The organism is Gardnerella vaginalis (assembly GCF_001563665.1).
Taxonomy (GTDB): Bacteria; Actinomycetota; Actinomycetes; order Actinomycetales; family Bifidobacteriaceae; genus Bifidobacterium; species Bifidobacterium vaginale_A.
The window spans coordinates 36,932-52,400 of sequence record NZ_KQ961877.1 but is presented as its reverse complement, the minus strand read 5'-3'; the positions used below and the strand labels follow the sequence as shown (position 1 = coordinate 52,400).

General features: G+C 38.8%; 14 protein-coding genes and 1 tRNA gene. All 15 read left to right on the top strand.

The window, feature by feature from the left end; translation table 11 throughout:
• The first annotated feature begins 38 nt into the window (after positions 1–38).
• A complete protein-coding gene (locus HMPREF3230_RS06065) occupies positions 39–1,220 on the top strand; it encodes a DMT family transporter (RefSeq protein WP_082266330.1) in 1,182 nt (393 codons plus the stop codon).
• Between the two features lie 713 nt (positions 1,221–1,933).
• Positions 1,934–2,944: a LacI family DNA-binding transcriptional regulator gene (locus tag HMPREF3230_RS06060; protein ID WP_075524029.1), complete on the top strand. Its 1,011-nt coding sequence runs from the start codon at positions 1,934–1,936 to the stop codon at positions 2,942–2,944.
• Between the two features lie 166 nt (positions 2,945–3,110).
• Positions 3,111–4,595 carry a sugar ABC transporter ATP-binding protein gene (locus HMPREF3230_RS06055; RefSeq protein ID WP_075524028.1) on the top strand — a complete coding sequence of 495 codons (1,485 nt, stop codon included), beginning with the start codon at positions 3,111–3,113 and terminating at the stop codon, positions 4,593–4,595.
• A 208-nt stretch (positions 4,596–4,803) separates the two neighbouring features.
• Complete coding sequence (locus HMPREF3230_RS06050; protein ID WP_075524027.1) at positions 4,804–5,805, top strand: ABC transporter permease; 1,002 nt, start codon at positions 4,804–4,806, stop codon at positions 5,803–5,805.
• A gap of 377 nt (positions 5,806–6,182) precedes the next feature.
• Positions 6,183–7,124, top strand: coding sequence for a D-ribose ABC transporter substrate-binding protein (locus HMPREF3230_RS06045; protein WP_155642933.1), 942 nt, complete (start codon positions 6,183–6,185; stop codon positions 7,122–7,124).
• Positions 7,125–7,486: 362 nt separating this feature from the next.
• The gene (rbsD, locus tag HMPREF3230_RS06040) at positions 7,487–7,882 is read left to right on the top strand and encodes a D-ribose pyranase (protein WP_075524025.1); all 396 of its coding nucleotides are present in this window, start codon (positions 7,487–7,489) and stop codon (positions 7,880–7,882) included.
• An 88-nt stretch (positions 7,883–7,970) separates the two neighbouring features.
• Positions 7,971–9,026 carry a ribokinase gene (locus tag HMPREF3230_RS06035; protein ID WP_075524024.1) on the top strand — a complete coding sequence of 352 codons (1,056 nt, stop codon included), beginning with the start codon at positions 7,971–7,973 and terminating at the stop codon, positions 9,024–9,026.
• 202 nt (positions 9,027–9,228) lie between these two features.
• The gene (locus HMPREF3230_RS06030) at positions 9,229–10,245 is read left to right on the top strand and encodes a ribose-phosphate diphosphokinase (protein WP_075524023.1); all 1,017 of its coding nucleotides are present in this window, start codon (positions 9,229–9,231) and stop codon (positions 10,243–10,245) included.
• A gap of 167 nt (positions 10,246–10,412) precedes the next feature.
• Positions 10,413–10,709 carry a 30S ribosomal protein S6 gene (gene rpsF, locus HMPREF3230_RS06025; protein ID WP_075524022.1) on the top strand — a complete coding sequence of 99 codons (297 nt, stop codon included), beginning with the start codon at positions 10,413–10,415 and terminating at the stop codon, positions 10,707–10,709.
• A gap of 231 nt (positions 10,710–10,940) precedes the next feature.
• Complete coding sequence (locus HMPREF3230_RS06020; protein WP_075524021.1) at positions 10,941–11,525, top strand: single-stranded DNA-binding protein; 585 nt, start codon at positions 10,941–10,943, stop codon at positions 11,523–11,525.
• 87 nt (positions 11,526–11,612) lie between these two features.
• A complete protein-coding gene (rpsR, locus tag HMPREF3230_RS06015; protein ID WP_004105399.1) occupies positions 11,613–11,861 on the top strand; it encodes a 30S ribosomal protein S18 in 249 nt (82 codons plus the stop codon).
• Positions 11,862–11,877: 16 nt separating this feature from the next.
• Positions 11,878–12,324 carry a 50S ribosomal protein L9 gene (gene rplI / locus HMPREF3230_RS06010; protein ID WP_075524020.1) on the top strand — a complete coding sequence of 149 codons (447 nt, stop codon included), beginning with the start codon at positions 11,878–11,880 and terminating at the stop codon, positions 12,322–12,324.
• A 323-nt stretch (positions 12,325–12,647) separates the two neighbouring features.
• Positions 12,648–14,156 (top strand): Mbeg1-like protein, encoded by a 1,509-nt coding sequence (locus HMPREF3230_RS06005; RefSeq protein WP_075524019.1) that lies wholly within the window; start codon positions 12,648–12,650, stop codon positions 14,154–14,156.
• Between the two features lie 32 nt (positions 14,157–14,188).
• Positions 14,189–15,088, top strand: a complete 900-nt coding sequence (truA, locus tag HMPREF3230_RS06000) for a tRNA pseudouridine(38-40) synthase TruA (RefSeq protein ID WP_075524018.1) — start codon at positions 14,189–14,191, stop codon at positions 15,086–15,088.
• 216 nt (positions 15,089–15,304) lie between these two features.
• A tRNA-Ser gene (locus tag HMPREF3230_RS05995) sits at positions 15,305–15,391 on the top strand.
• The last annotated feature ends 78 nt before the right edge of the window (positions 15,392–15,469 follow it).

Below are 15,469 nucleotides of genomic sequence, written 5' to 3'. Positions count from 1 at the left end.
TATTCTAAAAACTAGTTTTAGTGAGCCAGAGGAAATTTATGTCTAAGTTCTTATTGAACAGAAAGTCTTGTGCACGTTCTTGCGAATCGGATAATAATATTGCGAATCGCAAAGAAGAAGAGCTTAGTGAAACTAAATCTGAAACTTCTGCTGATACTTCTTGCGAAACTTCATCTCATGCTTCGCGTCCTGAAACTTCCACTGAAACTTCAACTAAAACTTCCACTAAAACTTCCTCCAACACTTCCTCTGAAACTTCCTCTAAAACTTTTGACTCGTCTAAAGCTGCACAGCTTGCTATTTCAAGTTCTCCAGATTCGCCGAATCCTGCTTTTAGTTCGTCTGCTCGCACAATTTTTATTGGCATGATTCTCACTCTTTTAGGCGGAGCACTTTGGGGCACGAATGCAACAGTGTCTAAGATTCTTATGGGCGATTATCATGTAACTCCCTTGCAAATTGCGTGTGTTAGACAACTTGCTGCAGGCGTTCTTTTCTTCATAACAGCTAGTATTTGCACAAGAAAGCAATTAGTTAGTGCAGTGAAATCTACGCGTTCTTGGGGAATGTTCGTTTTAACTGGAATAGTATGTGTGTTGCTAACTCAAGTTTCATATTTATGGGCAATTGATTGGACTAATTCCGGCACTGCAACTGTGTTGCAAAGTCTTAATCTTGTGTTTGTGCTCGTATACGCGTGTTTGAAGAATAGGCGATTTCCTAATGTGCGTGAAAATGTTGGTGTTTTACTCGCTTTTGTTGGCACTGCTTTAATGGCAACTGGTGGCGATTTTTCTAAATTATCTTTACCAATTATGGGGCTTATCTGGGGGCTAGTAGATGCTGCTTCAACAGCAGCTCTTGCGATTATGCCAGTTAAATTGATTGCTAAGTGGGGAAATCTTTCAATAAACGGCATAACGTTTATTGTTGCTGGGCTGATTTTGTTGCCTTTTGTTAGACCATGGGAAACTATGCCTGCGTTGGATTGGCGTGGAATCGCTCTTTTTGCTTTTACTGTAGTTGGCGGAACTTTTGGAGCGTATTGGCTGTTTCTTTCAGGCATAATGCGAGTTGGTGCTGTTCGCGGAACTCTGCTTGGTGCTAGTGAGCCAGTGATGGCTGCGATTACAGCTGTAATGTTTACTGGTGCAGTGTTTTCTTGGGCTGATTTTGTTGGTTTTGCTCTTATATTCATAATGATGACTCTTCTTAGATGATTTGATTATCTGATGATTTGATTATTTTCTCGTAATCTTCCTCTAAAGCTCTAAAGAAATTATTTAATAAATTTTTGCTAAATTTTCTATACTTTGGAATTGTTCTATACTTTCGGAATTTTCAGTATTTTCGAAATTCTTAGAACTTTTTCTACTTTCAGAATTCTTAGAATTCTCAATAAAATTCACGTTAAATTTTAGAAGAATTTCAACACGCTACTATTGCATATGAACATTCAAAATGTTATAGTTGCGGTAACGTTACCGCAAAAGGACGAGTAAGAAAATCGTTCTTATGCAGTATCGGGCTTACTAGATATATGATCGGCGCCGATGGAATATCGAAGTAAGAAATAATTATTGATTGTGGTGTCTTATGCATGGTTGCTTAAGAGCCGTTTCCCAAAGACGAGAGGAGTATATGGAAAACGTAATAGAAAGCTGAACGTGAGTAAAAAGAGCTTTTCATTATGCGAATAACTAACATGTAATAAAAGCCAAAGTAAAGCAATACTAAAACTCAAGTTAGAGTTTAGATAAGTGAACAAAATCTAAAGCAAGAGTTCTGGTAAGAGTTTAAGTTAGCTTGAAAATTAAACGTAGATCAAACATAAATTAAAAGTTCAACGCAATAATATAAGCTACAAATTAGTAAAGTATGTTGTGTTAAAGCTGGTAACAAAATCCAACGTGAAACTGTTGAGGAGGTGTTTATGACGTACATCACTATTCGCGATGTTGCTCAACGTGCAGGAATTTCAGTTTCGACTGTTTCTCGTGCGCTTAATAATAATGGTCGTATATCATTAAACACTAAAGCAAAAGTTGAGCGTGCTGTAGCGGAATTAGGTTATATTCCGGATTCTCGCGCTCAAGCTATGCGATCTTCTCGTACTAAAACAGTTGGATTATTAGTTCCAGATATTCGTAACGCGTACTTTGCTGAATTAGCTTATACTGTTCAAGACTCATTGTTTGATGCGGGTTATTGTGCGTTTATAGGAACATCTTCTGAAAGCGCAGCTCGTCAAGATTCATTCCTAGCAAGCATTCTTTCTCAAAGAATTGATGGTGCAATTATTGTTCCTCAAGGCGAAGTGACAGAAGCTTTGGAAAAATTGATTGAGCAGCATCTCCCATTGATGTTTATGGATCGACATGTAGAACCTCAATCTGGCGGCTTAGAGAATGTGCCTGTTGTTGATTCAGATCCTACTAACGGCATTTGTGACGCTTTGAAAGATATAAAACGTCATGGCTTTCTTTCTGTTGGTTATATTTCTGGGCCTATTGTCGCATCGCCTTCATTGCAAGAGCGTGAGCAAGTGTTTCGCAATGTTGCTTCGAAGATGTTTGGTGAAAATAATGTTTTCGTTGAATCAACAGGGTTTGATCAATCATCTTGCGTTAATGTAGTGAATCGTATGAGAAATTCTGGAGTTAAGGCGCTTATAGTTGGATATTCTCCGGATGCGTTGCGTGTGATGAACGTTATGGCTCGGGAAGGTTTAGTTATTGGAAAAGATATGTCGTTGATTTCATTTGATGATGTTGAAGTTTTCCGATTAGCTACTCCGCATATTTCAGTTATTTCGCAGCAGGTTCAAATAATTGGTCGCACTAGTGCTGAGCTATTTTTGGATATGCTTGAAAATAATTCTGAAGTGAAATCTCATCGCGTAGAAACAGTTTATATTCCACGCGAATCGCTTGGGAACGCGTGACTTTTGTAATGCGAATACGTTTAGAAAATACATCTAAGTATTAAATATTAAATACTAAAAACTAAATACTAAATACGTTTAGAGAATACATCTAAATACGTTTGCATAATTCAACATAATCTGTAATTTTTCGTAAGGCAATGATGCTAAGCGAAGGAGGCAAGACATGACGGAGCTGTCGTTAGTAGGAGTATCGAAAATATTCGGTAATTCTACAGTAGTTGACAATGTTTCTGTAACTGTTAAGCCAGGAGAAGTGCATGTACTTCTTGGTGAAAACGGTGCTGGAAAGTCAACTGTTATTAAAATGATGAGTGGTATTTATCAGCCAGATAAAGGCCATATTGAAATTAACGGTGAAACAGTTCGTATTCCTAATGTGGATGCGGCTCGTAAGTTTGGCATTGCTGTAATACACCAAGAGCTGAATCTAGTGCCAGAACTTTCTATTATGGAAAACTTGTTCTTAGGAACTATTCCTACAAAATTTGGCTTTGTGGATCGTGCCACAATGCGTGCTAAAGCACAAGATGCTTTGAAAGTAATAGGTCTTTCAGAGGATGTTAGTAAGCCTATGGGTGAGCTTGGTGTGGCTCGCCAGCAAATGGTTGAGATTGCAAAAGCTTTAATGCAACATGCGTCAATTTTGATTCTCGATGAGCCTACTGCTGCATTGACTAAGCGTGAGTGTGAACAGCTTTTCAGCATTATGGAAGATTTGAAAACTAAGAATGTTGGAATGGTTTTCATTTCGCATCATTTAGATGAAATCGCTAGGATCGGCGATGTTGTAACTGTACTTCGAGATGGAAAGTATGTTGACACTGTTGATGCGAAAGTTCCAGAAAAAGAGCTTGTGCGACTTATGGTTGGTCGAGATATTACTAATCAGTTCCCACGCGGAAATCGTTATAAGGGTGAGGAGCTGCTTAAAGTTGAAGGCTTGACTAGAAAAGGAGATATTCAAAACGTTTCCTTCAGTGTGCATGCTGGGGAAGTAGTTGGATTGGCTGGCTTAGTTGGAGCTGGTCGTACTGAAGTTCTTCGTGCTATTTTTGGCGCTGATACTTATGATTCTGGTTCTGTGTATGTTGATGGCAAGAAGATTCCTAAAGCAAATATTGCAGGTAGCATTGATGCAGGTCTTGGATTAGTTCCAGAAGATAGACGCACTCAGGGCTTGATTCTTGAAGCATCGGTTGCTGAAAATCTTGGAGTTTCGACCTTGATTCCTACATCTCACGTTGGTTTTGCTGATTTGAAAGGTCAGCGTGAACGTGAAGAATCGACTGCAAAACTTTTACGTATTCGCATGGAAAGCATCGATCAGCTTGCTGGTTCTCTTTCTGGCGGAAATCAGCAGAAAATCGTATTTGGTAAGTGGTCAATGGCAAAAGTAAAAGTGTTGCTTCTTGATGAGCCAACTCGCGGTGTTGATGTTGGTGCTCGAGTTGAAATCTACGAACTTATAAACAGTATTGTAGAAAATGGCGGCGCTGTACTTATGGCTTCTTCAGATTTGCCAGAAGTTCTTGGAATGTCTGATCGCGTGCTTGTGATGTCGAATGGAAAGATTAGCGGAGAGTTGGATGCAAGCCAAGCCACACAGGAAAGTGTGATGGAACTAGCTGTAACACATCTGGATTCTTAATCTTTTACTAAAGATATACGGAAATACGAATAAAACTAAAAATAAATTATCGATTTTTGATAATACTTATAAAAATATCGATAAAAATCTTATAAAACGTAAAAAGTTGCGGATTAGTTAAATAAGACTTGCGCATTGAAGCGCGAGAGTTATTTAAGATTCGCGCACATATGAGGACAAAATCCGCATAGATAAAGGAGTATCGACGATGACTACTGAACAAAGTACGAAATCTCAGAGCTTAGGTTATGGCAAGAAAGATAAGGGTTTTCTGCCTGTAATTAAGCAATTTGCATCCCGTAATGGTGCGCTTATTGGTTTGATTATTTTGTGTGCAGTACTTTCTTGCGCAACGCCAGCGTTTTTGACTAGTGTCAATATTATTAACGTTGGTATTCAGGCTGCAACTGTTGCTATTTTGGCATTCGGACAAACATTCGTTATTGTTTCTGCTGGAATTGATTTGTCTGTTGGTGCAGTAGCTGCAATATCTAGTATGTTAGTTGCGTACACTGGTGCTTCAATGGGATTGCCTCCAATTCTCACTATTTTAGTTGGCATATTAACTGGTGCTGTATTTGGCTTAATTTCAGGCGTTGCTAATGCTTTCCTTAAACTTCCATCATTTATTGCTACTTTAGCTATGATGTCTGTAGCTCGTGGACTTACGCTTGTAGTTTCAGACGGTAGACCAATTTCTACATCTGGTATGGTGAACTTCTTCGGAGCTACTGTGGCTGGTATTCCAATGCCAATTGTGATGATGATTATTATGGGAGTTATTGCATCTGTAACTTTGAACTTTACAACTACAGGACGTTCTATGTATGCAGTTGGCGGAAATATGGAAGCTTCCAGACTTTCTGGCATTAACATTCATAAGACTCAAATCATGGTGTTCATTCTTTCTGGAGTTTTCTCTGCTATTGCAGGTTTGGTGATTGCAGGTCGTTTGCATTCAGCACAACCTCAGGCTGCAACCGGTTATGAGATGGATGCAATCGCTTCTGTTGTAATTGGTGGTGCTTCACTTTCTGGCGGCAAAGGTAAGATTTCCGGTACTTTTGTTGGCGCAATTTTGTTAGCAGTTATTCGTAACGGCTTGAATATTTTGAACGTTTCTTCCTTCTGGCAGCAAGTCGTTATTGGCTTAGTGATTGCTTTCGCTGTGAGCCTTGATACTTTGCGTAGAAAGGAAGATACTCACTGATTTTTACGTTTCTTTATTTTCTGACCTCTCCTATGAGAAAGGAGGTGTGCTTCCTCAAATGGTATTGATTTAATCCGTAAGCAAATCGATACCAGCACAAATAAATAAATACGGAAAAGAAAAATAAAATATAACTGAAAATATAACTGAAAATATTGGGCTAAAGTTCAAATTTATAACTTAATGAATAACTTAAAATCTATAACTTAATGAATAACTTAAAATTTTATAACTTAAAGGTAATGATCAAAAACAAAAGCATAATGATTACACATCGACTTGCTTAGTGAAGATTTGCAAATTGTAGCAAATTTACGCAAAAGCGAGCGAGATATATTCGTAAAGTTTTGCGAGTATATCTGATGATCAAAGGAGATATGATGAACAATCAAACATTGCACCGCAGCATTAAACTAGTTTGCGCAGCGATGGCGGCTGGAGCGCTTGTTTTAGGTATGAGCGCGTGCGGAAATTCAAATTCTAGCGATAAAGTTGCGTTGTTAGTTTCTACATTAAACAATCCATTCTTCGTGGATTTGCGAGATGGAGCACAAGCTGAAGCAAAGAAGTTGGGTGTTGAATTACAAGTTTCTGATGCTCAAAACGATTCTTCAAAGCAGCAGGATCAAGCTCAAAATGCTCAATCGCAGGGAGCTAAAGCAGTAATTATTAACCCAGTTGATTCAGATGCTGCTGCTCCTTCTGTTTCTCCATTGTTGAGTGCAAATCTTCCTGTAATTTCTGTTGATCGCTCTGTTACAGGTGTAGAAGTTACTTCACACATTGCTTCTGATAACGTTGCTGGCGGCGCTCAAGCTGCAGATGCTCTTGCAAAAAGCATGGGAGAAAAGGGAGAAGTGCTGATTTTGCAAGGTATTCCAGGTGCTGCTTCTACTCGTGATCGTGGTAAAGGTTTCAAGGATTGTATTAAGAAATACTCAGGAATCAAGGTTGTTGCTGAGCAGACTGCTAACTTCGATCGCGCTGAAGCTTTGAATGTTGCAACAAATTTGCTACAATCTCATCCAAATGCAACTGGAATCTACGCTGAAAACGATGAGATGGCATTAGGTGCTATCCAAGCGTTAGGCGCTAAAGCAGGTAAGGATGTTAAAATAGTTGGCTTTGATGGTACTGCTGATGGCATGAAAGCAATTAAGGCTGGTACTATGGCTGGCACTATTGCACAGCAGCCGAAGGAACTCGGTCGCGCAGCTGTTGAAGCAGCTGTTAAGGCTATTAAAGGTGAGAAAGTTTCTAAGACTGAGCCGATTACTGTGAAGACTGTAGATGCAACGAATGTAAGTGATTTCGAGTAATTGCTTAAAATTTGCATTTCGAAAATATAATTGAAAATCAAATTAAAAGCTATAACTGAAAAATATAACTGAAGAATATAACTGAAAAATAACTGAAAAATAACTGAAAAATATGAGCTATGCTCAAAATATAACTAAAAATATAACTAAAAAATAATTAAATATATAACTGAAAAATAATTAAAAAATAATTAAAAAATATGAAAATGATTATATGGCGTTGGAATCGTTGCTTGATTGTAAATTGATACAGCGTTTTCAACGCCATATTTTTAAGAAGACTAATCATTCTAAAGTAAGCGGCAATCACTGTCGATACCGCACAATTGTAGAGTTTTCACGTCATAATTTAAGGAGAGAAAATGCTTACTCATGGTGTTTTGAATGCGCAACTAGCTCAAGCTATGGCTGGATTAAGGCATAAAGATCAATTTGTGATTTCAGATTGTGGTCTTCCTGTACCTGATGGCGTTGAGGTTATTGATTTAGCACTAGTATTTGGCGTACCTCGTTTTAAAGATGTGTTGGATGCTATTAAAGGCGATTTAGTGCTCGAGTCTGGTGTGATGGCTGAAGAAGCTTTAGGAAAAGAGCCTGAATCTTTAGTAAAAGACGCATTTGCAGTACCTTTAACTTATGTTCCTCATGATGGTAAAGATGGTTTCAAAGCATTGGTATCTCAAGCAAAATTCGTGATTAGAAGTGGGGAAACAACGCCATATTCTAATGTGATTTTGCGTTGTGGTGTGCCTTTTTAAAAGTGAATTGTGTAGAAAAATTGCGCTTGTTTTAAGTTGAATTTTATTGTTTGCTGTTATTGGCAAAAATCTTAGTTAGAGGTATAAAATGAGGCATTACGAAGAACTTAGCTCGCTTGAGAATTTGAGTAAAATTGCGGCTGTAAAAAATTTAAATGCAAATAGTGAGTCTGATTGCGCGGCTTTATCGCGTAAAAATGGCATTGCAGTAGTTGGCTCAATGAACGCAGATTACACGATTGTGGCAGATCGTTTGCCTAATCCTGGAGAAACTGTAAATGGCAATGAGATATGCGTGCTTCCTGGAGGAAAATCTGGAAATCAAGCTGTATCTGCTGCAAAAATTGGTGCAAACGTTTGCATGTTTGGTGCAGTCGGAAATGATTCTAACGCTGATTTTCTTATAAATTCTTTGAAATCTGCTGGAGTAGATACAAAACATGTTCGTCATGTAGAAGATGTTAAAAGTGGAGCTACAGTAATCACAGTAGATTCTAAAAGTGGCGAAAATACAATAGTTTATGCTTCTGGATCTAACTGCAAAGTAGATGTTGATTATATTGAATCGGACTCAGTAAAGTCTGCTTTAACAAGCGCAAAAGTTTTAGGACTCTGTTTTGAAAGTCCTATGGAAACGGTTGCGCATTGTGCAAAATTAGCGCATGAAAATGGTGTTAAAGTATTGATTAACGATTCACCATTTTTAGATAAAATTCCTCAAGATTTAATTGATTCTTCAGATATTTTGCTTGTAAACGAACATGAGATGGCACAATTATTGCATATTCGTGAGCCTGAAGATGGCGATTGGGATTCGTTTGACTGGGAGCATACAGCGAAAGTTATGCATGATTTCGGTTTTGATGAAGCTATTGTGACTCTTGGGTCAGAAGGCTCTGTTGTGTTGAATTATGCTGAAGAGGATCCTGTTTGCCGAATCCTGCCGCAAAAAGTTAAAGCAGTCGATACAACAGGATGCGGTGACGCTTTTATGGGCACAGTTTTAGCTTGCTTATCTTGCGATATGCAATTAGACGATGCTGCTGCTCTTGCTTCATACGTGTCTGCATACGCTGCTACTGGATTTGGCGCTCAAGCTTCATATGGAAGTGTAGAAGAGATTCGTAAATATTTTTGCAAGTGATTTTTGCAAGTGATTTTAAAAGCTTACTTTGAAGCACTTTGAATCTTTTTGAGCTTTTCGAATAGTTTCAAATTGTTTATATTCGTTTCAAATTGTTTTTGAAATTGTACTTTCGAATCGTTTTGAAATCGCCTATTTTCCTCACGACTTTACCAACTGGTAACATAAAGACCAGTATGTGCAATTTCGAAGGAAGGCTGATATGTCTACGATTCTTGAAGGTAATCCTACAAAGCACTTAATGCTGGTAACTGGTAGAGCATATCCGCAACTTGCGGATGAAACAGCACAATATCTTGGAATTGATGTACTAGAAACTACAGCTTACGATTTTGCAAATGGTGAGATGTACGTGCGTTTTACTCAGCCTGTTAGAGGAGCTGACGTATTTGTTTTACAAGCGCATACAGATCCTATTAACAATTGGATTATGGAACAATTGCTTATGGTTGATTCTTTGCGCAGAGCTTCCGCTAGAAGTATTAACGTTGTAGCTCCATTCTTCGGATATTCTCGCCAAGATAAAAAGCATCAAGGAAGAGAGCCTATTACAGCGCGATTGATGTTTGACTTATTCCGCGCTGCAGGTGCAACTCGCATCTTAACTGTAGATATGCATGCTGCTCAAGAGCAAGGATTCTTTGATGGTCCAGTTGATCATTTAACTGCAATGCCTGTGTTAATTGATTATGTGCGAAATACTATGAAGCTAGATAATGCAACAATTGTTTCGCCAGATGCTGGAAGAATTAAAGTTTCAGAACAATGGGCTGCAAAGTTAGGCGGTTTGCCTTTGGCGTTTATTCATAAAACGCGCGATATAACTCGTCCAAATCATGCAGAAGCTCATGGGATTATTGGAGATATCAAAGGTCGCGATTGTATTGTTGTTGACGATATGATTGACACAGCCGGAACGATTTGTGAAGCTGTTCGAACTTTGCGTCAAGCAGGTGCAAAGTCTGTAACTCTTGTTGCAACTCACGCTTTGCTTTCTGGTCCTGCAGTAGAGCGACTTAAGAATTGCGGAGCTCGCGAAATTATTTTGACAGATACAGTTCCAGTTCCAGAAGAAAAGCGTTTAGAGAATATGACAGTTCTCTCTATTGCTCCGCTTTTAGCTGCTGGAATTAGATCCGTATTCCGTTCTGGCTCGCTCGTTTCATTGCGTAATGCACTTCCTGAAGATATGAAGCAGAGGAATATTTACGCGCATTAAGCGATAAATATGGATATTGGATCTTTTAGATTAAGTTAATTTTTACAGTCGTTACTTTAAGTTAAACTTAACAGGTTGTTCGTGTGGCAAATAAGCTACTGTGAACGACTTGCAAACACACTCCTGCTATGGAAAGCCCATAGCCGATAGTCCGAAGGAGGTGGGTGATGTCTGCACATAAGTATGAACTGATGTTCATTGCTGATCCAGAGCTTGATGATCGCGGTCTTAAGAAGTTGACTGAGCAATATCTTGAGCTCGTCACCAAAGAGGGCGGTTCTATTGATAACGCCGATTATTGGGGTCGTCGTAAGCTTGCTTATGAAATCAATGGCAAGACTGAAGGCAACTATGCTGTGGTGAGCTACACTGCTGAGCCATCTGTTAGTGATGAGCTTGACCGTGTTTTGAATCTTAATGAGTCTGTAATTCGTACGAAGATTCTTCGTAAGGATGCTAAGTAAACAGTAAAAACAGTAAAAATAAATAAGTACTGTATAAATCTGTAGATAAAAACTGTATATAAAGCAATAAGTAAAATTACACAAAATCACATTGATTTTATAAGACGGATTTTTTAAATTGCGTATATTGCGAAAAGCTTTAGAAAATCTGTGATATTTAAGAAAATCGATTGTATTTTGTAAAACGCAAGTCGAAAATATTCTCCAACTGCGATTCAAAGGGAGACTGATATGGCAGGTGAACCGGTTCTTACAGTGGTGGGAAACCTCATTGCAGATCCTGAATTAAGGAATACGCCTAGTGGCGCATCTTTAGCGAGTTTTACTGTGGCTTCTACGCCGCGCTCGTTTAATCGCAATTCAGGTAAATATGAGGACGGCGCTACTTTATTCATGCGTTGCACTGCTTGGAACGATTTAGCAACACATTGTGTAAATAGTATTCACAAAGGTGTTCGAGTAATTGTTCAAGGCCGTGTAGTTCAGAACTCATACGTAGCTAAAGATGGTTCTAAGCGTAATACTATTGAAATGGTTGTGGATGAGATTGGTCCATCACTAAGATATGCGACTGCTCAAATCACAAAAGTTTCATCAAATAGTGGTTTCGTTGGGAACGCCAATTCTTCAAATCAACCTATGAATGGTTCTAGCGGTTATGCTGGAGGTGCGAATTATACTAACACCAACAGTAATTCTATGAATGTAACTCCTGCAGAAGATCCGTGGAGTGCATCTGCTCCTTCAAATGATGGTTTTGCAACATTTGGTTCAACATCAGATTTTGGCGCAGCAGGTGATGAGCCTGAATTCTAAATTGAGTTTAGGAATTTAATAATTTGCTTATTTGCTTATATTTACTAATAAAACATCAGTTAAAACGTATTTGAGAGAGGACATCCTATGTCACGCAAAAGGCCGCAACCACCGGTCAAGCCTTTCAAGAAGAAGCCAAATCCTTTGAAGGCTGCCAAGATTACTGAAATTGATTACAAGGACGTTGCATTATTGCGCAAGTTCGTTTCGGACCGCGGTAAGATTCGTTCCCGTCGTATCACTGGTGTAACCGTTCAGGAACAGCGCAAGATCGCGAAAGCAGTGAAGAATGCTCGCGAAATGGCTTTGCTCCCATACGCCACCACCGGTCGCTGATTGAGAGGATAAGAACATGGCTGAAACCAAGGTTATTCTCACGAAGACTGTTGCCAACCTCGGTCACTCTGGTGACGTTGTTGAAGTTAAGTCTGGCTATGCACGTAATTATTTGATTCCTCAAGGCTTAGCTTTTGCTTGGAATAAGGGAGCTGCTTCACAAATTGAGGCAATGCGCCGCGCTCGCCTTGCTAAGGCTGTAGCCACTCGTGAAGAGGCTGTAGCTCAGAAGGCTCAAATTGAGGGCACTGTTGTAGAAATCTCTGCTAAGGTTTCAGAATCCGGTAAGCTTTTCGGTGGTATTTCTGCAGATAAGATTGCTTCTGCTTTGTCTTCTAAAGCTCAAGTTGAAGCTCGTGCAATTAGCGTTGCCGCTATTAAGACTACTGGTGAGTTCCCAGCAACAGTTACGTTGCATCCAGAAATCACTGCTTCCTTTACTGTTAAGGTTGTAGCCGAGTAGTTTGAATAATCTGTGTTTTAGGTGTCTTACATTTTATTTAGATATCTAATTCAGGTTTTTCATATAACTCGAGTAGTTAAACGTGTTTAGTCTTCTAGTTTGACTAGTTAAATTCCTTGAATTCTTTCTTCGGATTTTTGAATTCTTTGAATTCTTTGGATTTTTCGAATGTGTAAAGTAGAGCTAGAAGACAAGTCCATTTGGATTGATCTTAAGCATTTACCTCGTGCATGTATGTAAAGTGTTTACAGCGTGCGCGAGGTTTTTTCATGTGCTATATCATAAATTCACAGTATGGGCAATTAGTCTACTATCATATAAATATGCCTAATATTCTCGATTTAATTACAAGCGATTTTCGTACTTTTGCACAGCGTCCATTTAACGCTACTGATTCGCTTGTATTTTGTGAATTATCTTATCTTCGTATGCCTTCATCTGTGCCATTATATAGTGCGGATTCAAAAGGAATATCCACTGTTCCTATTACTGATTTACTCAGAGCTGAAGAGTTTTCAACGATGTTCTCTTGCGGTTCTCCTAAAGTGGATGAATTTCGTAAGAATTTACTTATGGCTGTTTTAGCAAATCCTAGATATCGCGGATTGCGTGTTGGCGAAGTTTTAGAACGCTTTGATGAATCGCATGAACAACAATTTGCTGGAGTTACTTTTGACTTAAGTAATTGTGAAGGTATTGATGATTCGTTTTTTGATGCAAAATCTAAGATGATTGGTTCTGGTTCTGGAGTAGCTGGTTCTGGAGTAACAGGCTCTAATTCTGTGTTTGGGGCAATAGGTTCTGATTCTGATTCAATTAACTCTGTTGACTCTAATTTTGTTGACTCTGATTCTGCTGAAACTGACTCTGTTGTAAGTGATTCTGCTGAAACTGATTCTACTGAAACTAGTTCTATTGAAAACTCTTCTGATTCTGGAATTTCTAATAATTCTAGTCGATTTGGATTTTTTGCAAGTGCTGTAAAGCTTTTCAATAATATTCATAATATTTCGCAATTATTCGGTAAAAAATCCTCTATGTTCTCGAATCTTTCTAAGAAGAGATCATATTCTGGAGCGCTTGTAGTCGCATTTAGAGGTACTGATAATACGCTTGTTGGTTGGAAGGAAGATTTCAATATGGCATTTCGTTGCCCTATTCCAGCACAAGAATCTGCAGAGGAATATTTAACTTCTGTAGCGAAAAGATCTTCAAATAAGCGTTATAACTTGCGCTCAAATATTCCTAGATTGCTTGTTGCAGGCCATTCAAAAGGCGGAAATATGGCAGTTTACGCGTCTATGAAGTTGGATTCGAATGATAAAAAATTAGGAAGTCGTATTGAGAAAATTTACTCTATGGATGGTCCTGGGTTTGCATCTGATGTAGTTAATATGGAAGTTTTTTCAGATGTTTCTTCGCGTGTTGAAAAAGTTGTTCCGACTTCTGCATTCATTGGATTGCTTATGGATTCAGCTTTAAAGTATCGCGTTACGCAAGCAGAATCTATAGGCTTAATGCAACATTTTGGAATGTATTGGCAAATTAAAGATGGCGATTTTGCTTATTGTGATTCCGTCACTCCGCGTGCTTTAGCGGTTTCAAATGCAGTTAATCATTGGATGTCTGGACTATATTTTGACGATCGTAAGCGCAGAATAGATAATGTGTATAACGCGTTATCTAGTTTAGGCTATTGCACTTTCGATGAGATGTCTTTGCATTGGTCTGAAGTATTGCCTAAATTATGGCAAATAACTTCTAATCTAGATGTGAAGTCTAAAGAATTATTGCGAGATGTTTTAATGGCTTTCACTGGTTTATCAAAGTAGTTTGAAAAACTGAGAAAATATGAGGATATTTGATGAGGATTCGCTTAGATTTTGCGTATGACGGTAGTGGATTTTATGGTTGGGCTAAACAGCCTAATTTGCGAACCGTTCAAGGTGAATTGGAATCTGCTTTGCATAAAGTTTTGCGAGTTCCGGAGTGTGATTCAGTCAATCCTTTGCGTCTAACAGTTGCTGGACGTACTGATACAGGCGTTCACGCATCTCACCAAGTTTGTCATTTAGATGTTTCGCAAGATGTTCTAGAAAATTGTATTGGTCACATGTCTTGCGATTCTTTGAGTGCTCTTGAATACAGATTGCGTCACGTTTTACCTCAAGATATTGCTATTCATTGTGTTAGTGCAGCTCCGGATGGATTTGATGCTAGATTTTCAGCATTAGAGCGCACGTATGTGTATCGCATTGTTGACAGATCTGGTTTTGCGTTTGTAGATCCGCGTATGCGAGGATTTGTGTTACAAGTTGATTATGCGTTAAACGTTGATTGCATGAATCAAGCTGCCAAAATGATGGTTGGTTTGCATGATTTTGGATCTTTTGCAAAGCCAAATCCTGGTGGTACTACTATTCGCGAAGTTAAAAAAGCGTATTGGAATAGAATCTCACAGTGCGCTTGCAATCGTCTTGTTCCTCCTTTAGAGCAAGGTTTATTGGAGTTTACGATTGTTGCAGATGCTTTTGCGCATAATATGGTGCGCTCGCTTGTGAATGCTTCTGTGCAAATTGGAATGTCGAAGCGTTCTCTTGATTGGTTTGACGATAAGATTCATAATCCTGTTAGAGAAGGCTCAACTGGACCAATTGCTCCTCATGGTTTGACTTTAGAAAATGTTGCTTATCCTTGTGATAGTGATTTAGCTCTTCGAGCTAATGCTATTCGCGCTCGCCGTGATATTTCTGAACTAAATTAGGTTTTAATTAGTTTTTTGTTTGTGATTTGGTTGGGTGATCTGGTTTGGCTGCTCTGGTTGGGTGAGTGGTTGTGAGTGTTTTGTGGTTGTTTTTTGGTTGTTTTATGGTGTGGTTTATTTACTCAAACTCGCAGGTAGCTTTGCATATTCGCACGTTGGTTTATAATCGAAAAGTTGCATTTGCTTTCAGCTCACAGTTTTGTGATTGCAATGATTGGATGAATGTCCGAGCGGTCTAAGGAGCACGCCTCGAAAGCGTGTGAGGGTTTACGCCCTCCGCGAGTTCAAATCTCGCTTCATCCGCGAATAGGGTTTCTGGCAAATCGCTAGAAGCCCTTTTTTCATGCCTACATACTAGTGAGTAATGGCTGTTACTTGTCT